This is a genomic window from Dyella tabacisoli (genome assembly GCF_003350925.1).
Taxonomy (GTDB): domain Bacteria; phylum Pseudomonadota; class Gammaproteobacteria; order Xanthomonadales; family Rhodanobacteraceae; genus Dyella_C; species Dyella_C tabacisoli.
Window position 1 is genome coordinate 327,422 of sequence record NZ_KZ857176.1, and the last position, 18,132, is coordinate 345,553.

Here is an 18,132-nt window from a genome sequence, read left to right on the forward strand (position 1 = left end):
TGCGACCGATTGGCGCCACAAGTCGAAATGACTCGCGGCGCCAGTTCGATTGAATCAATCGAATCGAATCAGTCTGATTGAATCAGCCACTAATCCACGCACCTACGCGGAAATGCCAGCCGTCGTTGCCGCGATCCCAATGCGGATGCACGTAGCGATAGCCGGGACGCACGACTTCCCAATGACCTGGTACGGCGACGTAGGCATTGCCGTTCCAGTACCAGTGGCCGCGCGACCAGATGTAGCCAGGACGTGGCTGCGGCTCCACTTCCACAATGCGAACCGGCGGCGGTTGCGGTGCAACGACTTCCACGTATTCGCGTTGCACCGGACGCTCGACAATGACTTCGCGAACCACCGGGCGCGGACGATCATGCACGACGCGCTCCTCGACACAGCCACTGGCAAGCACGATCAAGCCGGTAAGAGCGACAAAACGAATGGACAACATAGGAATGCCTTGATGGAAGAGGTTGAGTGGTACGCGCCCTGTAACGGGTCGCAGCGTTACTTTTGCAAGGTTTAACGACAAGCGGCTTTCAATCGTAGGTTGTTGTGCATTCAGCGGCCCCAATAGCCATCGCGGAAACGCCAGTTATTGCCGTAGCGAATCCATTGTGGCGGGCGATAGACATAACCGGGACGGACCCGAATCCAATCGCCGCGAACCCAGACATGGCGATGGGCCGGCGCATTCCAGATCCAGTACCCCGGTGCCCAGACATAGCCACGGCGCGGCGGCGGTACCACTTCGCGGATGCGCGCCGGCGGCGGCACGCCGATATTGACCGCTACATAAGTGCCCGCAGCGGATGGGGGTGTGTAGGCGATAGCAGCAAGCGCGATACCCAGCCCGGCAAACAGAGCCCATGGTCGAGTGCTGCGTAGGTTCATGTCGTTCTCCGTCCCTGCCGCGTGATAAGCGGCGCAAGACGAAAAACGTTGGCTACGGATGTCTGTTGACTATGATGGTTTGGCGCGTTCAGGTTCGAGCCGGGCGATATAGAACGTCGCGTCAGAGTCGGCAGTCCGGCGCATGTCCGCTGGCGCGGGCTTGTTCGTATACCGGCATCAATTGCTCAGCCTGCTGGCCCAGGGCGACTGCGCGATTCGAGCTACTGGGATGGGTAGAGAGAAAGGCAGGTGGCTTGGTGCCGCTTTGTTGCCCCATCTTCTGCCACAGCGCCACCGCGGCGCGCGGGTCGAAACCGGCTTGCGCCATGTAGCGTTGGCCGAGCGTATCGGCCTCGCTTTCCTGTGTGCGGGAAAACGGCAGCAAGATGCCTACTTCCGCACCCAGGCCCAACGCAGCGGCGGTATAACCGGCGCTGGTGCCACGGCTGGCGGCATAAGCACTGCCGGCGACCACGACCGCCTGCGCCGCCATATTGTCCGAAACGCGCTCGGCACCGTGGCGGGAAACCACATGCGACAACTCATGGCCCAGCACCACCGCCAATTGATTCTGATCGCTGGCCAGTTTGAACATGCCCCGGTTCACGCCGATCCGGCCGCCGGGCAGGGCGAATGCATTGGCACTGTCGTCATCGACGATTTGTACTTCCCATGGCTGGGTACTCCATGGCGAGGGCAAGACCGAGATCAAGGCTTGGGAAACACAGGTGGCGTAGGCGCGTTCGCGCGGTGCATCGACAAACTTGCCTTGCTTGCGCATGCCGTCGAAGGCGGTCAAACCCATCTGATTCATCTGGTTATCCGACACCATCATCAATTGCGAGCGACCGGTGGGCGAGGTGGTGCACGCACTCAACAACATCGCACTGAGCAGCGTCGGCAAGTAGCGAACTTTCATGGGTGAATCTCCCTGTTGAACCCCGTCCGCAGCATACCCCTGGGCGCAGGTTCTTACCGCATCGCCGCACTTGAAATAGAACGAACGGTCGTGCTATTTATTCGCGCCATGAATACTCAACAAGTCGCCAGTAAGGGCGAAGCCACTCGCGAGTTGATTCTCGATAGCGCCTACGAGATCGCCCGCAACGATGGCTTGGAAGGGCTGTCGCTAGGCCTGTTGGCCAAACAGGTCGGCATGTCCAAAAGCGGCGTATTCGCCCATTTTGGCTCGCGCGAAGAGCTGCAACTGGCCGTGCTGGAGGCGGGCAGGCGCCGGTTTCTGGACCACGTGCTGCTACCGGCGGTGAAGCTGCCGCGCGGGTTGCCACGGCTGCAGGCCATCGTGCACAACTGGTTTGAGTGGGTGCATCGCTATCAGTCCGGTTGCGTGCTGTTGGCCGCCACCAGTGAATACGACGGCAAAAATGGTGCGCTGCACGATGCCGTGGTATACCAGCAAGCAGGGTGGCGGCAGGCGATGATCCGAGCCGTTGATTACGCCATCGCCAACGGCGAGCTGCCGGCCGGCACCGATGCGGCGCAAGTGGCTTTTGAAATCCATGCCCTGGCGCTGGCCTTGCATCAGGACGCCGGCCTGTTTGGCTACGAAGACGCGATTCGCCGAGCGCGTCGAGGTGTTGAACGTTTGCTCGGCGTAGCACCAAAGAAAGCCGATCTTATCGAGGGAGCACGCTCATGAACCGTACCCGTCGTCAGGTGGAATCAAAACGTCACGGCGCCGCGGCCTTGCTCAAGCTGAGCGCGGTGCGCGCAGGCTTTGCCCTAGGCAGCCGAATCGCGCCGACACGCACCGTAAATCGCGCGGCTCGTTTATTTAGCACACCGTTCGCCAGCAGTCGCAAACGTGCCGCGTCGGCGTTGTCGCAAACCGACGCGCAACGTGGCGAGATAATCGTTGACGGCACCCGTATAGCCACCTATACCTGGGGCGACCCGGCGAAACAGCCCTATGCCTTGCTCGTGCATGGCTGGTCCAGTTTCGGTCTGCGTTTTCAGCCTTGGATAAAGCAATTGCGCGCCATGGGCCTGGCCGTTATCACCTTCGATCAACCAGGCCACGGCGACAGCGGGGGACGCTATTGCACGCTGCCCGATTTCGTAAACACCGTGCGTGAAATAGGCCGTGTTTACGGCACCGCAGCATTAGCCGTGGGGCACTCGCTAGGCGGTACGGCAGTGACCTTGGCGCAAGACGAAAACTGGCATGCCCAGCGCTTGATCCTGATCGCCCCCGCAGCCGACCCGGTCGCAGCCACCAGGCGCTTCACCCATTTCGTGCATTTGAGCGAACACCTCAGCGAACGGTTGCACGATCGCTTCAAGGCCATATCCGGCGTCTCCATCCACGACCTGCAAGTACATCGCCATTTGCCGCGCATGGGCCAACCCGCGCTGATCGTGCATGACCTGGACGATCGCGAAGTGCCGTGGGAAGAAGGTGAACGTTACGCTCGCCACTGGAGCGGCGCCCGCCTGTTGACCACCCAAGGGCTGGGGCACCACAAAGTGCTCGATGCCACCGAAGTAGTCGATGCCGCGTTTGCGTTCTTGCATGGCAAGGCAGTAGGCGAGCGCGTGATTGCTTCGCCGAATCTGCCGTTTGGCTTGGCTTGATCGGTGACTAATCGGTAGGTTGGGGTGAGCGAAGCGAACCCCAACGATTTGCCTCCAACGATCCGCCACGTTGGGTAGCACTTCGTTCAACCCAACCTACGTCAATGCAAATAGTTCCCATTAGCGATTCGTGTTAGGCTCGCCGACTTTCTGCGCCTGCTTGCTCTCGCATGAACCTGATCGCTTCCCGCACCGCGACTGTCCAGTGACCTCGCGCCCCTCAGCTTCGTCGCTGATCCCGGCTCGTCCGCGCTTGCGGTTGCGTGATGTGCTGCGCAAGTTGCATCTGTGGATGGGGTTGAGCATCGGTGTGATGTTTGCGGTGCTTGCGTTGTCGGGCACCTTGCTCGCGTTTCAGTCGGATCTGCTGAAGTGGCAGCATCCGCAGTTGACCGGTCATACGCTGCCGACGCCGGCACAGAACGCGGCCATGTTGCAGCACATCTATCAAACGCCATGGCCCACGCCATTGCGCAGCGCCGACCTGCCTGACGCAGAGTTGCCGGTGTGGCAGTTGTTTTTGGGTGGCGATACGCGGGTTTATCTGGACCCGGCGGATGGACATCCGTTGTTGGTGCGTACGCCGCAGACGGATTGGCTGCTCTGGTTGCGTTTGCTGCACACGCACTTGCTCGGCGGCAAGGTGGGCGAGCAGGTGCTTGGTGTCATCGGCGTGATCGAGCTGTTGCTGCTGATTTCCGGCGCGATCATCTGGTGGCCGCGTCGAGGCCAGTGGCGCAACGCAGTGCGTATGCATGCGCAGCCGCCGGCGCGGCGGTGGCGTAGCTGGCATCAAAGCTTGGGTGCTGCGTTATTTCCGTTGCTATTGCTGAGTACGGTGACTGGCGTGGCGTTGATTTATAAAGAACCGGCACGAGCCGCGCTGCGTATTCTGTTTGCTGATCGCCAGGCGGAGCCGCCGAAGCCGCCGTCGATGGCTTTGCAACAGGCACCTATCCGTTGGCTTGAAGCGATGGCCGCCGCGCAAGCCGCATTGCCGCAGGCGGAGCTGAGCCGAGTATCGATGCCCGATGCGAAAAATGCGTCCTTGATGGTGCGCGCACGTGGTCCCAGCGAGTGGAATGTGGTCGGTCGCAGTCTGATTGTGGTCGATCCGTATACGGCGAAAGTGATGGCCGTATATGACGCTGAAAAGCAGGGCAGCGGTGGCCTGGTCAGCGATGGTATTTATCCGCTGCATGCGGGTGTGGTGGGTGGTAATGCTTGGCGGCTGGTGATCGCGTTTGTCGGGTTGTTGCCGGCGTTTTTTGTGACTACCGGGTTCTTGTTTTGGTGGGCGCGTACTCGTCGCAAGAAGGCTTGATTTTTGTCGCTAGGTTGGCCCCTCCCCAACCCTCCCCTGCAAGTCCCAAAAAGGGGACTCCCTGCGGTCGCAGGGAGGGGCTGACTGGGGCGAGCTTTTGCCCCTCCCCCTGCGCGCAGGGGGAGGTTGGGAGGGGGGAGGGGGTTACTCCTCACCGTGCCAGCGATGGCGCTCCACCATCGTCAAGGCAAGTCGCGGCCCACGGCGGAACGCGCGTTCGCGTCGCTCGCGTTCTTTGCGCAACTGCGGCCAGCGTTCCAAATAGGCGGCCAGCACTTGGGGGTCTATTTCGTAGCGAGCGAGTGCAGCGGGGTTTGCCGAGCGCAGCGCCACCGCGCCGTTATAGCCGCCGAAACCCTGGGTGGCACACAGGGCGCCGCTATCCAGATGGCCTTGCAGCGGGGCTTTTTGCAGGGTAAATGCCGCAGCGGTGGATTCCAGTTCGGGGTCGAGCTGGCGCAGGGTCGGCACACCCGGTGCGAGCCTGCCGAGTACGTATTGCAAGGCTTGCGAGATGGCCTTCAGGCCGGTTTCGCCCATGGTGTGGCCATCGCCGAGCGCCTTCGGGGTGCCGACGAACATTGGCGGCAAGGGGCCGCTGAAACCCTGGCGCAGCGCGGCACCGGTTCGTCCGGCCGAGGCGGTGGTGAGATCGCTTTTTGAATTGGTGCGGGTGCCGGTGGCGTGCGCCACCAGGTATTCGAAATCGGCCACGCCATAGCCGTGAGCCTTATGCGCCATATCCAGTGCGTGGACCATGGCATTCTCGCCGCCAAAGCCGACCCCGGCGAAATGCGCCTTGCCGCCGGCTTCGCCGCTTTGACCCCAGCCGACGATGATCGAGGTGATGTCGAGAAAATGGCGCAGGGCGAAATCGAGTGTGGTTATCAGCAGGCCGGAGCCGGCGTTGCCCACCACCGTACCGTTGGCATCGACATCGAACGGAGCGAGCGAGTCGCTCACCGCACGTTGCTCGTCGGGGCCGTGGGCGGCATTGATCGCGTCCAGCTTTTCGCTGGTCATCAAGGCGCCGCCACCAAATGCGTCGAGCAGGCCGAAGCGTGGCTGCAGCGAGGCATCGGCCGCCGTCAGCAAGACCATCTTGGGTCGCTGAAAACCGGGATAGTCGAACAATAGCTGCGGCGCGATATCGCACAGGGCGACCAGGCTCGATGCGCAAGCGCCAACGGCAGTCATCGGTGTTTGCGGTACGCGCAAGTAGCCGGGGTCGTCAGAGCGCAGAGAGTCGCGCAATGCCGGATTCTTCAGGGTGCGGCTCAGGCTATAGGCCGGTGCCAGCATGGTCGATACCAGTGCCGGGCCATGCGAACCCAGCGAACTCGCCAACTGCACGGCAAAGCGATCGCGTGGCTTGCCTTCGGGCGGGGGCGGTGCATCCGGGCGCAGCCATTGTCCTAGTGCATCCATGCCGGCAAACGCGGTGGCGGCGGCGACGCGAAAGCCATACGGGTTGCTGACCAGTTCCGACAACGGCGTCGGCAAACCGGCCAGGGCACCCAGTGCGCCATAGGCGAATAATTGCGACTGCAGCGACGGCCCCAACAGCGGCTCGTCCTGAAACAGCCCGTACATGTCTCTCAGTGCCGACCCGCGCACGTCGTCGTAGCGAATGCCGGCCAGGCGGCGCAGGCCGCCGTTTTCCAGGTCGTGCGGCAGGCAGGCGGCAATATCGGTCACCGTCTGGCTGGGCATCAGCAGGTTCGGATCGATGCGACGAATGCCCAGGTTGGCGCGCAACTGGCTGCCATAGCGAGTCTCGATCTCGGCCAGGGTGGCCGGCTGGCCGGCCTGCTCGCCGCCGACCCAGCGCATGCTTGAGATGTCATCAGCGGGGTCGTCGAAGGCGATCAGCCCGGCATCGAACGCCGCCATGGCGATGAAATCCGCTTCGCCGCGGACTTTTGCCTGATAGGTTTCCGTGCTGCCTACCGCCGACATCGTGCACGGCGTGCCAATGGTTACGAGTACCTGATGGCCGCTCAGCACGACGGATACCGTGTCTGTGGGTGACAACTGATGGTCAGACGCGTAGCGCCCGCAAAAATGGATTGCACTGTAATTCCCGTAGGGCCCAAGGTCGGTGAAAGCAAGCGCGTCATATCAGTGGCAGCGACCCTGGCACTGACTGCATCTGCCCCATCTGAACGGGCTGTTAAAAAGGGCAACTTACCGAAGCCGGGCCAGTGATGCTAGCGGTTGACACTGTAGTCGTGTCGTGACGGCGTGACGGCGCGCTTTATCGGGCGATATAGGCAGTTTGCAGTCACCCCATGGTCAAGGCGTAACCGAGACAGGCGGCGCAGCGGGGCCGGCGGGGGAGGAGTCTGGCGCTCGCGCTACAATTGCCCAATTCCCTCTCCCTGAATCGAAGTCCCGGAGTCGTCATGAGTTCGACCGCCAAGCACGTCCCCGCCAGTGCGGCCCAGCAAGAAAACAGCCCGCTGCGTTTCGTTACCGCAGCCAGCCTGTTCGATGGGCACGATGCGGCGATCAATATCATGCGGCGCATCATTCAGTCGCAGGGCGCCGAAGTCATTCATTTGGGCCATAACCGCTCAGTAGAAGACGTGGTTCGTGCTGCGCTGCAAGAAGATGCCGACGCGATTGCGCTGTCTTCTTACCAGGGTGGTCACGTCGAGTACTTCAAGTACATGGTGGACATGCTTAAAGAGCGCGGGGCGGCCCATATCCGCGTGTTCGGCGGCGGCGGCGGCACCATTACGCCCGAAGAGATCCGCGAGCTGCAGGCCTATGGAGTGGAGCGTATCTACCACCCCAACGACGGCATGAAGCTCGGCCTCACCGAAATGATCGAAGACGTGATGCAGCGCGCCGGCAAGGCCGCCGTACAGCGTGAGCAGGGCGAAACCAGCGCCGTGCCCAAGGTGGACATCAACGACGAGATCTCCATCGGCCACATGCTCTCGGCCATCGAGGAGGGCAGGCTGTCCGAGGCCGAGCTTGAATCGCAACGCAAGCAGTGGAAGCTCGCCGGCAAACAGACGCCAGTGCTTGGCCTTACCGGTACCGGCGGCGCGGGCAAATCGTCGGTGGTGGACGAGTTGCTGCTGCGCTTTTTGCACGCGTTTCCGCAGATGCGCATCGCTGTGCTAGCGGTCGACCCGACCCGCCGTCGTTCCGGCGGTGCCTTGCTCGGCGACCGTATCCGCATGAACTCGCTACGCAGCCATCGCGTGTATATGCGCTCCATGGCTACGCGCCGCCAGCACGCCGCCACCAGCATCGTGCTGCACGACTGCATCGATTTCCTGAAGAGCCAGCCCTACGACCTGGTCATCGTGGAAACCGCTGGCATCGGTCAGAGCGATTCGGAGATCGTCGATCTGGTCGATTTCCCGGTCTACGTCATGACCAGCGAATACGGCGCGGCCAGCCAGCTTGAGAAGATCGACATGATCGACTTCGCCGAGTTGGTAGTGCTCAACAAATTCGACAAGCGCGGCGCCGAAGATGCGCTGCGCGACGTGCGCAAGCAGTGGAAGCGCAACCGCACCGCGTTCTCGCTCAAAGACGAAGACGTGCCGGTGTACCCCACCATCGCCAGCCAGTTCAACGATCCGGGCGTGACCTGGATGTTCTCCAATCTGTGCCGCCTGATGTGCGACAAGCTCAAGCTGCCGGAGGAGAAATGGTCGCCCCAGCTCGACACCTCGCTCAAGTCGCCGCGCGCCACCGTGCTGATTCCCGGCAGCCGCGTGCGCTACCTCGCCGAGATTGCCGAGCAGGGCCGCGCCATCAACAGCGCCATCGTGCATCAGGCCGAATATGCCAGTAAGGCGCAGCACTACTACGAAGCCTTGAAAGAGCTGGGCGACGAAAAGCTGCCGCGCGCGCTCGACCTCTACCACAGCGTTGACCTGCACGCCGAAGGCGACCGCTCGCTCATCACCCTGCGCCAACGCTATAACGCGGCCTTGAAAGAACTCAGCCACGAGGCGATCCACCAACTGCGCGATTGGCCGGCGCTGTACAAATCGGTGACCGCCGACGTCAACGAATACAAAGTGCGCGACAAGGTCATCCGCGTCGAGAACTACCGCGACTCGCTCAGCCACCAGAAGATTCCGAAAGTATCGCCGCCCAAGTCGAAAGACTGGGGCGAGCTGGTCAGCTTCCTCGGTCGCGAGCACTTGCCGGGCCATTACCCCTACACCGGCGGTGTGTATCCGTACCGCCGCAGCGGCGAAGACCCGACCCGCATGTTTGCCGGCGAAGGCACGCCCGAGCGCACCAACCGCCGCTTCCATTACCTCAGCCAGGGCGGTGCCGCCACGCGCCTGTCCACCGCGTTCGACTCGGTCACCCTGTATGGCGAAGACCCCGCGCCGCGCCCGGATATCTTCGGCAAAATCGGCAACTCCGGCGTCAACATCGCCACGCTGGACGACATGAAGAAGCTGTACTCCGGCTTCGATCTCAGCGCGCCCAGCACCTCCGTCTCCATGACCATCAACGGCCCCGCGCCGATGATCCTGGCGATGTTCATGAACACCGCCATCGATCAGAACGTCGAGAAATACCTGCGCGAAGACGACGCCCGCTGGGCCGCCGCCGAAGAGAAGATCGCGGAGATCTACAAGCATGTGCCGCGCCCGAAATACCACGGCGAACTGCCCGCTGGTAACGATGGGCTGGGCCTGGGTCTGCTCGGCGTCTCCGGCGACGAGCTGGTCGATGCCGAGACCTACCAGCGCATCAAGCAGCACACCTTGCAAAGCGTGCGCGGCACCGTGCAAGCCGACATCTTTAAAGAAGACCAGGCGCAAAACACCTGCATCTTCAGCACCGAATTCGCGCTGCGCATGATGGGCGACATCCAGCAGTACTTTGTCGACAACAAAGTGCGCAACTTCTATTCGGTATCCATCTCCGGTTATCACATCGCCGAAGCCGGCGCGAACCCGATCAGCCAGCTCGCCTTCACCCTGAGCAACGGCTTCACCATCGTCGAGTACTACCTCGCGCGCGGCATGAGCGTGGACGACTTTGCGCCCAACCTCAGCTTCTTCTTCTCCAATGGCATGGACCCGGAATACACCGTGATCGGCCGCGTCGCCCGCCGCATCTGGGCCCGCGCCATGCGCGAGCGCTACGGCGCCAGTGCGCGCAGCCAGATGATGAAGTACCACATCCAGACCTCCGGTCGCTCACTGCACGCGCAAGAGATCCAGTTCAACGACATCCGCACCACCCTGCAGGCCATGTACGCACTGTTCGACAACTGCAACAGCCTGCACACCAACGCCTACGACGAAGCCATCACCACGCCCACCGAAGAAAGTGTGCGTCGCGCCGTGGCGATTCAGATGATTATCAACAAAGAGCTAGGCCTGAACTTCAACGAGAACCCCTGGCAGGGCAGCTACGTCGTCGACACGCTTACCAACCTGGTGGAAGAGGCCGTGTACAAAGAGTTCGAGGCGATCAGCGAGCGTGGTGGTGTACTCGGCGCGATGGACACCATGTACCAGCGCGGCAAGATTCAAGAAGAGTCGATGTACTACGAGCATAAGAAGCATGACGGCTCGCTACCGCTGATCGGCGTTAATACCTTCTTGCCGAAAGATCATGGCGGTGAGATTGCCACTGAGATCGAGCTGATTCGTTCGACCGAAGAGGAGAAGGGTCAGCAGATTACTAATGTCAAAGGCTATGGCGATGCGCGTAATGCGCTGGCGCCGGAGAGCTTGAAGGTGTTGCAGAATACGGCGCGTGATCGTCGCAATGTGTTTGAGCAGTTGATCGAAGCGGTGAAGTACAACTCGCTGGGGCAGATTAGCCACGCGTTGTATGACGTGGGTGGGGAGTATCGAAGGAATATGTGATCCATTGGATCATTGAAAGAAAAGGGCCGCTGTCTGGCGGCCCTTTTCTTATGACGACTTGCGTCATATGACGGTTGACGTTATGGTTTGCTCGTGATCAGAAACTTTGCCGACAAGGAGGCGGAAAAGATCTGGGGCGGAACGCCCTCGCGGCGTCTGCCTGCCGATATCCAAACCGTGGCGCGTCGCAAGCTGCGTATGCTCGGAAATGCCTCCGTGCTAGATGATCTGCGTGTTCCACCAGCCAATCGGCTCGAAGCCCTCAAGGGCAATCGCAAAGGCCAGTACAGCATTCGGATCAACGATCAATGGCGTATCTGTTTTCGATGGATTGACGGCGATGTTTACGACGTGGAAATCGTCGATTACCACTGACACCAACGAGTCGATCATGAAGAGCCTGCCCAATATCCATCCCGGCGAAGTGCTGCTTGAGGAGTTTCTGACCCCCCTGGGCATCAGCCAGAACGCTTTGGCGCGCGCTGCTGGCGTGCCGCCGCGACGTATCAACGAGATCGTGCTTGGCAAGCGTGGTGTCACGGCGGATACCGCGGTGCGTCTGGCCGTGGCTTTGGGGACCAGCGAACGCTTCTGGCTGGGGCTCCAGGCGGACTACGATCTGGAGGAAGCTCACCGTACACTCGGCAAAGCTATTGAGCTGATTGAGCGGATTGCGGCGTGATCTTCCCGTCCAAGGGGCATAGTGGCGAAATCGCCACCGTGATCGAAGTCATCCGTGCGACCGAGGAATAGAGGGGGTCGTACCCTTAAGCGTGGTGTCGATCCGAACCTGCGCCACGAATTCGTTACGAGTGCGGCGTAGATCCTGATAGTCAGCATCTTTCATTGTTCCGATGAAGACAATGGTGGACTTTGCATCCTTCTCTTCCAGCGAAAGTTTAGGTACTTCAAATGCGCTTATGCCAGGAGAGTACGTAAGCAATGTTTGTATGGCGATAAGCGCCAAAACAATCGCAGTCAAACTTAGTACTCGCATAGCATTCCAGATGCATAGGGGAGTAGAGGTCTATTGCGATCATGCCGCTCTCGTCCCTCGACAAGCCGGATACTTCGCGCAACCCCAGAAGCGATCTTTTGAACTTCGATTTGAGCGCTGAACCATATCTGCACCGCATTTCGGGCAGGCTGGATTGGTTGACGGCGTCGGATCGGGTGGAGGCGTAGCCACAGCCACAGGTTTGGCCGTTGCTGTTGTTGCTTTTGCTAGCGGCGGTGTTTGACTCTCACGCACCATCGCAAGCAACGCCTCACCATGAATCAGCTCAATAGGCTTGCCTTGTGCAAAGCGCTGTGCGTCCACGGTGTAGTCACCTACTGCGACGATCTTCACCGCAGCCGCACCGTGATGTGCCAATAGACCAAACATCTCTCGCACGACCTTGACGTCAACGCGTTGTGTTTTCCATTGCTTGCATTGCACGAGTGTGGTTTTGCCCTCCTTGTGCAGGATCAGGTCAATGCCGCCATCGGCGCCGCCCAGCCCGGTTTCATGGATGGTGTAGCCGCGACGACGAAACGCCTCGCCCACCAGCATCTCGAACTCGCGCCAGTTCATCGCGCGTAGGCTGTCCAGCCCGGTCTGCGTTTCCAGCAGGCTTTTTCGTCGTTTGCTCTTTAAATAAGAGCCGAGTGCTGCGGCCCAGCAAAGAACCAGGACGAGCCACGCAAGCGGGGCAAGAACTCCACTGGAGTAGATTTTGCCCATGCCCGAGAGATAAGGATTGGTGCTTATACCGAGGGCCCAACCAATGCCGTAGCGGATGGCGATATAGCCAATCAAGCCGAGCATGATGCCGACCGGCCACGGCATTGAAGCAACCGTGTCGATGCCACTTCCCTTGCGCCTTGCCATAGTTCCTCCCCCTGAGTGCCGCATGGCTTGCGAACCATACTGCGAATAAGTGGCGAAGACACTATGGCCGGGCTATGAGACTTCGCGGTAGCGACCACGGAAGAGCCAGCGAGTAGGTTGGGCTGAACGAAGTGATGCCCAACGTTGCGCAACGTTGGGGTTCGCATAGGCTCACCCCAACCTACCTCCCGGTGTCATGCTGCCTGTCGTGCTGCTCGGATTCAGCTCACTCTGACCCGCCTTGATTCCGCTTTGATTCCTCGACGCGCACTTTTTAGCTTGCAGCCTTCTCGCTAGAGCGTCTGTCAGCGAATATCGGCTGCGCATGCGGGAAGGTCCGCTCTGACCCCGCTTTGGATCGTTGGTCCAAACGGGTAACGGCGATACACGAGCGAAGCGGGGCCAACCGGGCTATCGTGCCGTCCTGATCACGAAGAAATGCCATGACGAAAAGCTACGACCCGCCGCTGACCACGAACCCGCATGCACCCCTCTACCGTGTCGATAAAGCGATTCAGGCAGCCCAGCTACGGCTGGATGCGGCTATCGACGCGAAGCGGCATCACACTAGCCACAATCTGGCCCACGAAGTGATTAAAGAGGCCCGCGAAGGACTCAAGAAGTCGGAACTGTTGCGTGTTCTCAAGATCAAGGAACTCGCGCAGAAGGCGGCGGAGACTGAGGCGGCTGGAAAATCGGAGCAAAACTAACCCAAAACACAAGGCAGGGGTCAGCGAGTAGGTTGGGCTGAACGAAGTGATTCCCAACGTGGCGAAACGTTGGGGTTCGCACAGGCTCACCCCAACCTACGTCCCGGTGTCATGCTGCCTGTCGCATCCGCTGAGGTTCGATCTTGAATACTGCGCGCTTAGAACGGGTGCTGCCGGTAAAATTGTTCGAGCTGCCGATAGACGTCCGGCAAATGCTGGCGCAATGTTGCCGGCGCCTCGAAAAATTGCTCACTGGCAACTGCAAAGAACTCGGCCGGGCTTTCAAGGGCATACGGGTCAATCGGCAAGTCAGCCCCGTTGCGTTGCTCATCCTGCAGGCGGTCCCACGCACTTGAGAAGACTTGTGTCCACACGCGGCGGTCCATACGCCGGTGTAATGGCGGAAAGCCGTTGGCGTCCCCGTTGAGCATATCGAGCTTGTGTGCCATTTCGTGGATGACTACGTTGTGCCCCGGTTTCTTCCCGGCATTCAGCACATCCGCCCATGACACGATCACCGGACCGCGTCCCCACGCCTCGCCGGCCATCACGGTGTTGGTCTGATGAACCACCCCCGCTGCGTCGACTTTTGGACGACGTGGAACGAACACATCCGGGTACACGATGACGCTGTGCCAACCGTCGTACCAGTCGAGGCCCAGTTTCAGGATGGGTATGCAAGCGTGCGCCGCGAGCAAAACCCGGTCGGCGTCGTCAAGTTGCAAACCCTTGGTTGGCTCCAGCGACTTGCTCTCCAGGAATAGCGTTGCCAGCACGCGTAGTGTGGCCTGGTCGGAAGCGCCCAGCCGACGCGCTGGGCCACACCGCTGCAGCGCGTCTCGCCAGAGCGATTCGGCGATCGGGTGCCGAGCGACGATGCGTCGTATGCGCCAGTTTCTGATTTTGTTGAACATGCCCAGATGTTGGAGGGCGCACTGGCGAAAGCAAGGGGTGGGGGTGGATTTTCTCTAGGCGCGGCGGCCTTGCGTCGCAAAACAGGGGCAGAGTGTTTTTCAAGATAGAAACGCACTCTGCCTCTTTCACTGTGCACGAGTGGCACGGATAGCGCCGCTGCATTTTCCCTCAATACTGCGTATTCAAATACCCGATCTTGGTAGTCACAGGAGCGAAGACGCCGGCCTCAGTGAACCAGAGCAAGTCCGTCTTCTTATCCAGCGCGATGTTGTAGTAGCCACTATGGGGCGAAGGAATCGCGTACTCGGTAAATCGGGCTTCAAACGGATCGAGGCGGCCGAGCAATCCGGCGTCTTCCTCAAACCAGACGCGCCCATGGCGATCCACACGCATGTCCTCCGCTTCGGCGTTGGCCGTGGGGATGGGATACTCGATCCACCCCTGCGTCACGGACGGCCGGACGGTATGGATACTGGGAGGCACGGGTGTGTTCGTACTGGGTACGCGCGCTGTCACGGTGCGCGCTACGGGTGTGACCTGACTGCTTGCCGTGTGGATATTGGGTACGACAACGGCATCGCTGTGAGGGGCTGCAACGGGCACGAGCAGGGCCAAGGCATTGGCGTAGTACTCCGATACCCAGACTGTACCGTTGGCATTGGCGACTATGCCGGAAGGTGTGCCGCCAAGCGTCGGCACCGTGTAGGTGCTAATCACGTTCGTCCATGGATTGAGGCGGCGAACGTTGTTCGTACCGGCCGCGCCGACGCCATCGAAGTTGCGCTCCACGAACCAGACATTGCCGAATAGATCCAGGCTTAGCTGTTCCATGTTGTCATCGGGATGCTCCAGCGCCACCGGCCATTCCGTGATCTCGCCGCGCGGAGAGAGTCGGCCGATACCTGCGGTCTCGGTAAACCATTTGCTGCCATCGGCAGCGATCTGGATAAAGAACGGCGACGCCCCGGAGGGAATTGCATACTCGTCGATCTTTCCAGTGCCAGGGTCCAGATGTCCGATGGCATGCGTCGCGCTATCGGTAAACCAGATCCCGTCTCTACTCGCCTTGAGGATAAAAGGCTGTCCGCCGTTGGGCACGGGGAATTCGGACGAGGTGTGATCGGGATGCAGCACCGCAATCTTTCCCGCAGCGGTCTCGGCGTACCACACGCTGCCATCGCCGGCGACGTCGATACCCTGCGGAGAGCTGGAGGGGGACGGGGTCGCGAATTCACCAATCGTGGCTTTGGCGGTCGACGCGTGTGCCGGCATACCAAAGAGAGTCGTACTCACAATGGCCTGCGCGGCTAGGTACAGGATGCGTTTCATCATGTAGCTCCTTGTGATTTTGCGGATTCGATAGCGATACGAGCGGGGTCATAGCCCTGGTGAATTATCGTGGGGAGGTATGAGAACGCAGGGTGATGAAGTGCCAGAAATAACGGCATAGGTTGGGGATGGCGGTGTCAGGTTGAGTTTTTCTTGCTCAATCTGACGCATCGGAAGCTAGCAAGTAGGTTGGGCTGAACGAAGTGATGCCCAACGTTACGCAACGTTTAGGCTCGCCTAGGCTCACCTCAGCAACCAAGATGTGATCCAATCCAATAACTCACACCGCTGGGATGCCCTATGTCGATGCCGCCGCTGAGTTACGCCTTGCTCGAAGAGCGTGTTGGCGAGTACGTCAAAGAGGTAGAGGACAAAAAGCCGAGTTTGCTGGAACGTGGGGCGTTCGCGTTTGGGCTGCTGTGCGCCGGTGCGGGAGCATTGTGTGGCGTACTGATTGGAGGGATGTTGGGCTTGCGTCTGGCGCAATTGGGTCTGGCGGCGGAGCTAATTGGGTTTGGAGTGAGTGGAGTCTGCATGATCCGACGAGAGCGGAATACCTTTCGTCGTCCGCATGTGCAATTCACGCGCGAGCTTGATCGGGATTTCGGCGACTATCGCAAACTGGTGGGCTGGTTACGTGGATATCCTGCACGGGATATTGCAAGGCGGCTTCGCTATATACGGGATCGCAAAGCGTCTTTCATTTATCGCTATGGGTTATTCAGCGGTGGCATGGAGCGGTTTGGTTTTCTGCCGGTGATTATTGCTCTCTATCTCCAGTTCAAGGACTGGGAGTTTGGCGATTGGCAGTCTCTTGGCAAAGTGCATTTGCTTGGCGGGTTACTGCTTTGGCTGCTGTTTCTGGCTTACCTCAGTGCGTGGTGGTTGGTCGGTCTGCGGAATCGCATCGATATCTATGAGGCTTTGCTAGCAGAAGCAGCGATAACGGAAGAGCGGTAGGTTGGGCTGAACGAAGTGATGCCCAACGTTGCGCAACGTTGGGGTTCGCATGCGCTCACCCCAACCTACGATTAGCTGCGTTGTTTGCGGGTTCCGGCGCAACAAGAACAGTCGTTCGCATCCTTTATGCCTGCCGTTTATTTCCTCGGCCGAATATCGACATCCTCGTCATGCCCCATCCTGCCGCCCTGGAATCCTACCGTGACGCTGTGCGTCGTTTCGCCGGGTGTGACGTTGGCGTAGATGGGGGTCATTATCATCCCGGCTTCGCAGTCGAGCGCTATGTCGTTATCGATGTGGCCGGTAGTTATGTTGACCAGTCGCAGGTGACGCATTGATGCGAGGCAATCCTTGGATGACTCGTAGACACCGAGCAGCAGGTGCGTCTTGGTGTGATACCACATGGGAATTTCGACAATGCCTGTGAGTGGGTGTGGGCGCTCGGTACCGCCGGTGTCGTCCAGGCTGCCGACCTGATGCAGGGTCATCGGCAGTGTTTTCTTGCCGTCGTTCCATTCGCCGATGGCGCTGTCATCGGCGATTTTCAGTGCGATGGGGCAGGGCACCGGATGTGCTGCCGAGCGTGCAGGCACGACGGGTGAGTCAGCCACTGAGCGCGGCGGTGCCGCCTCGCATAGCACCATGTTGCCGTCTGGCTGGCGCTTACCTTGTAACGGGATCGGGATGCGATGCGCGTCGTAGTAGTAGCTGCCTTCGACGCGCCATCGCGATGGTCCATCGTGATTGAGGTAATCGTAGGTTTGCAGCGAAACGTGCACCGGCACCTTGCCGACCGTGCCGACGTAGTTCTTGATCTCGTACCAGCCGGCGCTGGCCTGCGAGGTGACGAACAACAAAGCCAGGGATGCGAAGAGAGAGATGTTCCTTGTCATAGTCCTGTTCCAGTTCAACGGTCGGTTCTGTCATGGATAAAAAATAAGGAATCAGCGTGAGTTGACCCGAGTTTGTATGAGTCGGCCACCCCTGATTTCGGGGGGGTACTGATGCCATCGAGCAAACTGATATCGATCAGGGCGAGGGTGGCCGAATGCTCGCCGAACTGCGCCTTCGCACTGGCGATATCGCCTGCCGTGCCAACCTGTGCGTCGTGCCCCAGCAGATCGGCCAGTAGCCGCACAAGGCGCCGCTGCATTTCGGGATCGTCCTCGACGATCAACGCCGGCACCATGTCGATGGATTCCCCGGTTATCGTCATACCCTTTACTCGCCCCTTCAGCCCAGCCACATTATGCGTTGTCTATTCCACGATCATCGACCGGTTGAGGCTGCCGTAGAAAGTAGACAAATCAAATGTGCGACACACTAATGCAGGATGTCAGCCCCCAGCCCAGCGGCTAGAGCGGCACACCAACGCAGTGCTCCAAAGAGCATAGCGCCAAGGAACCTCCTTGCGTCTGCGCGTGCGGGATGGCGGGTGTCTTCGTCACCAAATAATTCCCGAAGGGTTGGCTTGGACTCTCTGGATACGCGAATCGTTGATTGCATTCGAAGGATGCTCAAGATCCCAACGAGCCAACAGGTCACGAAGACTGTCAAGGAGGCGATGTATAGGCCAACGATCGCTTGATGCATCCATCACCCTGATTAGCTAAGCTCTTGCGAGCAATGTTCACTACGGGTCGCGGACACTGCCGGCACGCGAAC

Annotated in this window: 17 protein-coding genes; 8 read left to right on the forward strand and 9 right to left on the reverse strand. The window is 59.9% G+C overall.

The window, feature by feature from the left end:
• Positions 1-82: 82 nt before the first annotated feature.
• From DVJ77_RS11265 to DVJ77_RS11275, 3 genes are all read right to left on the reverse strand, one after another.
• Positions 83-451, reverse strand: coding sequence for a YXWGXW repeat-containing protein (locus DVJ77_RS11265; protein ID WP_225427950.1), 369 nt, complete (start codon positions 449-451; stop codon positions 83-85).
• Between the two features lie 110 nt (positions 452-561).
• Entirely contained in the window at positions 562-894 is a 333-nt protein-coding gene (locus DVJ77_RS11270; protein WP_114845594.1) for a YXWGXW repeat-containing protein, read from the reverse strand.
• A gap of 121 nt (positions 895-1,015) precedes the next feature.
• Positions 1,016-1,813, reverse strand: coding sequence for a M48 family metallopeptidase (locus DVJ77_RS11275; protein WP_114845595.1), 798 nt, complete (start codon positions 1,811-1,813; stop codon positions 1,016-1,018).
• A gap of 108 nt (positions 1,814-1,921) precedes the next feature.
• Here DVJ77_RS11275 and DVJ77_RS11280 point away from each other — a divergent pair, with 108 nt between their 5' ends.
• From DVJ77_RS11280 to DVJ77_RS11290, 3 genes are all read left to right on the forward strand, one after another.
• Positions 1,922-2,554, forward strand: a complete 633-nt coding sequence (locus tag DVJ77_RS11280; protein ID WP_114845596.1) for a TetR/AcrR family transcriptional regulator — start codon at positions 1,922-1,924, stop codon at positions 2,552-2,554.
• Complete coding sequence (locus tag DVJ77_RS11285; protein ID WP_114845597.1) at positions 2,551-3,489, forward strand: alpha/beta hydrolase; 939 nt, start codon at positions 2,551-2,553, stop codon at positions 3,487-3,489. The genes DVJ77_RS11280 and DVJ77_RS11285 overlap by 4 nt, the downstream gene beginning before the upstream one ends.
• 253 nt (positions 3,490-3,742) lie before the next feature.
• Positions 3,743-4,813, forward strand: a complete 1,071-nt coding sequence (locus tag DVJ77_RS11290; RefSeq protein ID WP_225427951.1) for a PepSY-associated TM helix domain-containing protein — start codon at positions 3,743-3,745, stop codon at positions 4,811-4,813.
• Positions 4,814-4,957: 144 nt separating this feature from the next.
• On the opposite strand, the gene DVJ77_RS11295 is transcribed toward DVJ77_RS11290, so the two are convergent.
• Complete coding sequence (locus DVJ77_RS11295) at positions 4,958-6,847, reverse strand: beta-ketoacyl-[acyl-carrier-protein] synthase family protein (protein ID WP_162791461.1); 1,890 nt, start codon at positions 6,845-6,847, stop codon at positions 4,958-4,960.
• A gap of 371 nt (positions 6,848-7,218) precedes the next feature.
• On the opposite strand from DVJ77_RS11295, the gene DVJ77_RS11300 reads away from it, so the two are divergent.
• From DVJ77_RS11300 to DVJ77_RS11310, 3 genes are all read left to right on the forward strand, one after another.
• Positions 7,219-10,680 carry a methylmalonyl-CoA mutase family protein gene (locus DVJ77_RS11300; RefSeq protein ID WP_114845599.1) on the forward strand — a complete coding sequence of 1,154 codons (3,462 nt, stop codon included), beginning with the start codon at positions 7,219-7,221 and terminating at the stop codon, positions 10,678-10,680.
• A 93-nt stretch (positions 10,681-10,773) separates the two neighbouring features.
• Positions 10,774-11,055 carry a type II toxin-antitoxin system RelE/ParE family toxin gene (locus tag DVJ77_RS11305; protein WP_114845738.1) on the forward strand — a complete coding sequence of 94 codons (282 nt, stop codon included), beginning with the start codon at positions 10,774-10,776 and terminating at the stop codon, positions 11,053-11,055.
• A gap of 16 nt (positions 11,056-11,071) precedes the next feature.
• Positions 11,072-11,362: a HigA family addiction module antitoxin gene (locus tag DVJ77_RS11310; protein WP_114845600.1), complete on the forward strand. Its 291-nt coding sequence runs from the start codon at positions 11,072-11,074 to the stop codon at positions 11,360-11,362.
• A gap of 354 nt (positions 11,363-11,716) precedes the next feature.
• On the opposite strand, the gene DVJ77_RS11320 is transcribed toward DVJ77_RS11310, so the two are convergent.
• Positions 11,717-12,553 carry a restriction endonuclease gene (locus DVJ77_RS11320; protein ID WP_114845602.1) on the reverse strand — a complete coding sequence of 279 codons (837 nt, stop codon included), beginning with the start codon at positions 12,551-12,553 and terminating at the stop codon, positions 11,717-11,719.
• Between the two features lie 443 nt (positions 12,554-12,996).
• On the opposite strand from DVJ77_RS11320, the gene DVJ77_RS11325 reads away from it, so the two are divergent.
• Entirely contained in the window at positions 12,997-13,263 is a 267-nt protein-coding gene (locus tag DVJ77_RS11325) for a hypothetical protein (protein WP_114845603.1), read from the forward strand.
• Positions 13,264-13,421: 158 nt separating this feature from the next.
• On the opposite strand, the gene DVJ77_RS11330 is transcribed toward DVJ77_RS11325, so the two are convergent.
• Positions 13,422-14,177 carry a M90 family metallopeptidase gene (locus DVJ77_RS11330; RefSeq protein ID WP_114845604.1) on the reverse strand — a complete coding sequence of 252 codons (756 nt, stop codon included), beginning with the start codon at positions 14,175-14,177 and terminating at the stop codon, positions 13,422-13,424.
• A gap of 169 nt (positions 14,178-14,346) precedes the next feature.
• The gene (locus tag DVJ77_RS11335; protein ID WP_114845605.1) at positions 14,347-15,507 is read right to left on the reverse strand and encodes a Vgb family protein; all 1,161 of its coding nucleotides are present in this window, start codon (positions 15,505-15,507) and stop codon (positions 14,347-14,349) included.
• Positions 15,508-15,807: 300 nt separating this feature from the next.
• Here DVJ77_RS11335 and DVJ77_RS11340 point away from each other — a divergent pair, with 300 nt between their 5' ends.
• The gene (locus tag DVJ77_RS11340; protein WP_114845606.1) at positions 15,808-16,467 is read left to right on the forward strand and encodes a hypothetical protein; all 660 of its coding nucleotides are present in this window, start codon (positions 15,808-15,810) and stop codon (positions 16,465-16,467) included.
• Positions 16,468-16,604: 137 nt separating this feature from the next.
• On the opposite strand, the gene DVJ77_RS11345 is transcribed toward DVJ77_RS11340, so the two are convergent.
• A complete protein-coding gene (locus DVJ77_RS11345) occupies positions 16,605-17,360 on the reverse strand; it encodes a hypothetical protein (RefSeq protein ID WP_114845607.1) in 756 nt (251 codons plus the stop codon).
• Positions 17,361-17,374: 14 nt separating this feature from the next.
• The gene (locus DVJ77_RS11350) at positions 17,375-17,683 is read right to left on the reverse strand and encodes a response regulator (protein WP_162791462.1); all 309 of its coding nucleotides are present in this window, start codon (positions 17,681-17,683) and stop codon (positions 17,375-17,377) included.
• Positions 17,684-18,132 lie beyond the last annotated feature (449 nt).

Bases quoted from the DNA above. Each gene is read 5' to 3' on its own strand.
- DVJ77_RS11320 (WP_114845602.1), bottom strand. From the start codon at position 12,553: ATGGCAAGGCGCAAGGGAAGTGGCATCGACACGGTTGCTTCAATGCCG.
- DVJ77_RS11345 (WP_114845607.1), bottom strand. From the start codon at position 17,360: ATGACAAGGAACATCTCTCTCTTCGCATCCCTGGCTTTGTTGTTCGTC.
- DVJ77_RS11300 (WP_114845599.1), top strand. From the start codon at position 7,219: ATGAGTTCGACCGCCAAGCACGTCCCCGCCAGTGCGGCCCAGCAAGAA.
- DVJ77_RS11275 (WP_114845595.1), bottom strand. From the start codon at position 1,813: ATGAAAGTTCGCTACTTGCCGACGCTGCTCAGTGCGATGTTGTTGAGT.
- DVJ77_RS11325 (WP_114845603.1), top strand. From the start codon at position 12,997: ATGACGAAAAGCTACGACCCGCCGCTGACCACGAACCCGCATGCACCC.
- DVJ77_RS11280 (WP_114845596.1), top strand. From the start codon at position 1,922: ATGAATACTCAACAAGTCGCCAGTAAGGGCGAAGCCACTCGCGAGTTG.
- DVJ77_RS11335 (WP_114845605.1), bottom strand. From the start codon at position 15,507: ATGAAACGCATCCTGTACCTAGCCGCGCAGGCCATTGTGAGTACGACT.
- DVJ77_RS11350 (WP_162791462.1), bottom strand. From the start codon at position 17,683: ATGACGATAACCGGGGAATCCATCGACATGGTGCCGGCGTTGATCGTC.
- DVJ77_RS11340 (WP_114845606.1), top strand. From the start codon at position 15,808: ATGTCGATGCCGCCGCTGAGTTACGCCTTGCTCGAAGAGCGTGTTGGC.
- DVJ77_RS11310 (WP_114845600.1), top strand. From the start codon at position 11,072: ATGAAGAGCCTGCCCAATATCCATCCCGGCGAAGTGCTGCTTGAGGAG.
- DVJ77_RS11285 (WP_114845597.1), top strand. From the start codon at position 2,551: ATGAACCGTACCCGTCGTCAGGTGGAATCAAAACGTCACGGCGCCGCG.
- DVJ77_RS11330 (WP_114845604.1), bottom strand. From the start codon at position 14,177: ATGTTCAACAAAATCAGAAACTGGCGCATACGACGCATCGTCGCTCGG.
- DVJ77_RS11270 (WP_114845594.1), bottom strand. From the start codon at position 894: ATGAACCTACGCAGCACTCGACCATGGGCTCTGTTTGCCGGGCTGGGT.
- DVJ77_RS11265 (WP_225427950.1), bottom strand. From the start codon at position 451: ATGTTGTCCATTCGTTTTGTCGCTCTTACCGGCTTGATCGTGCTTGCC.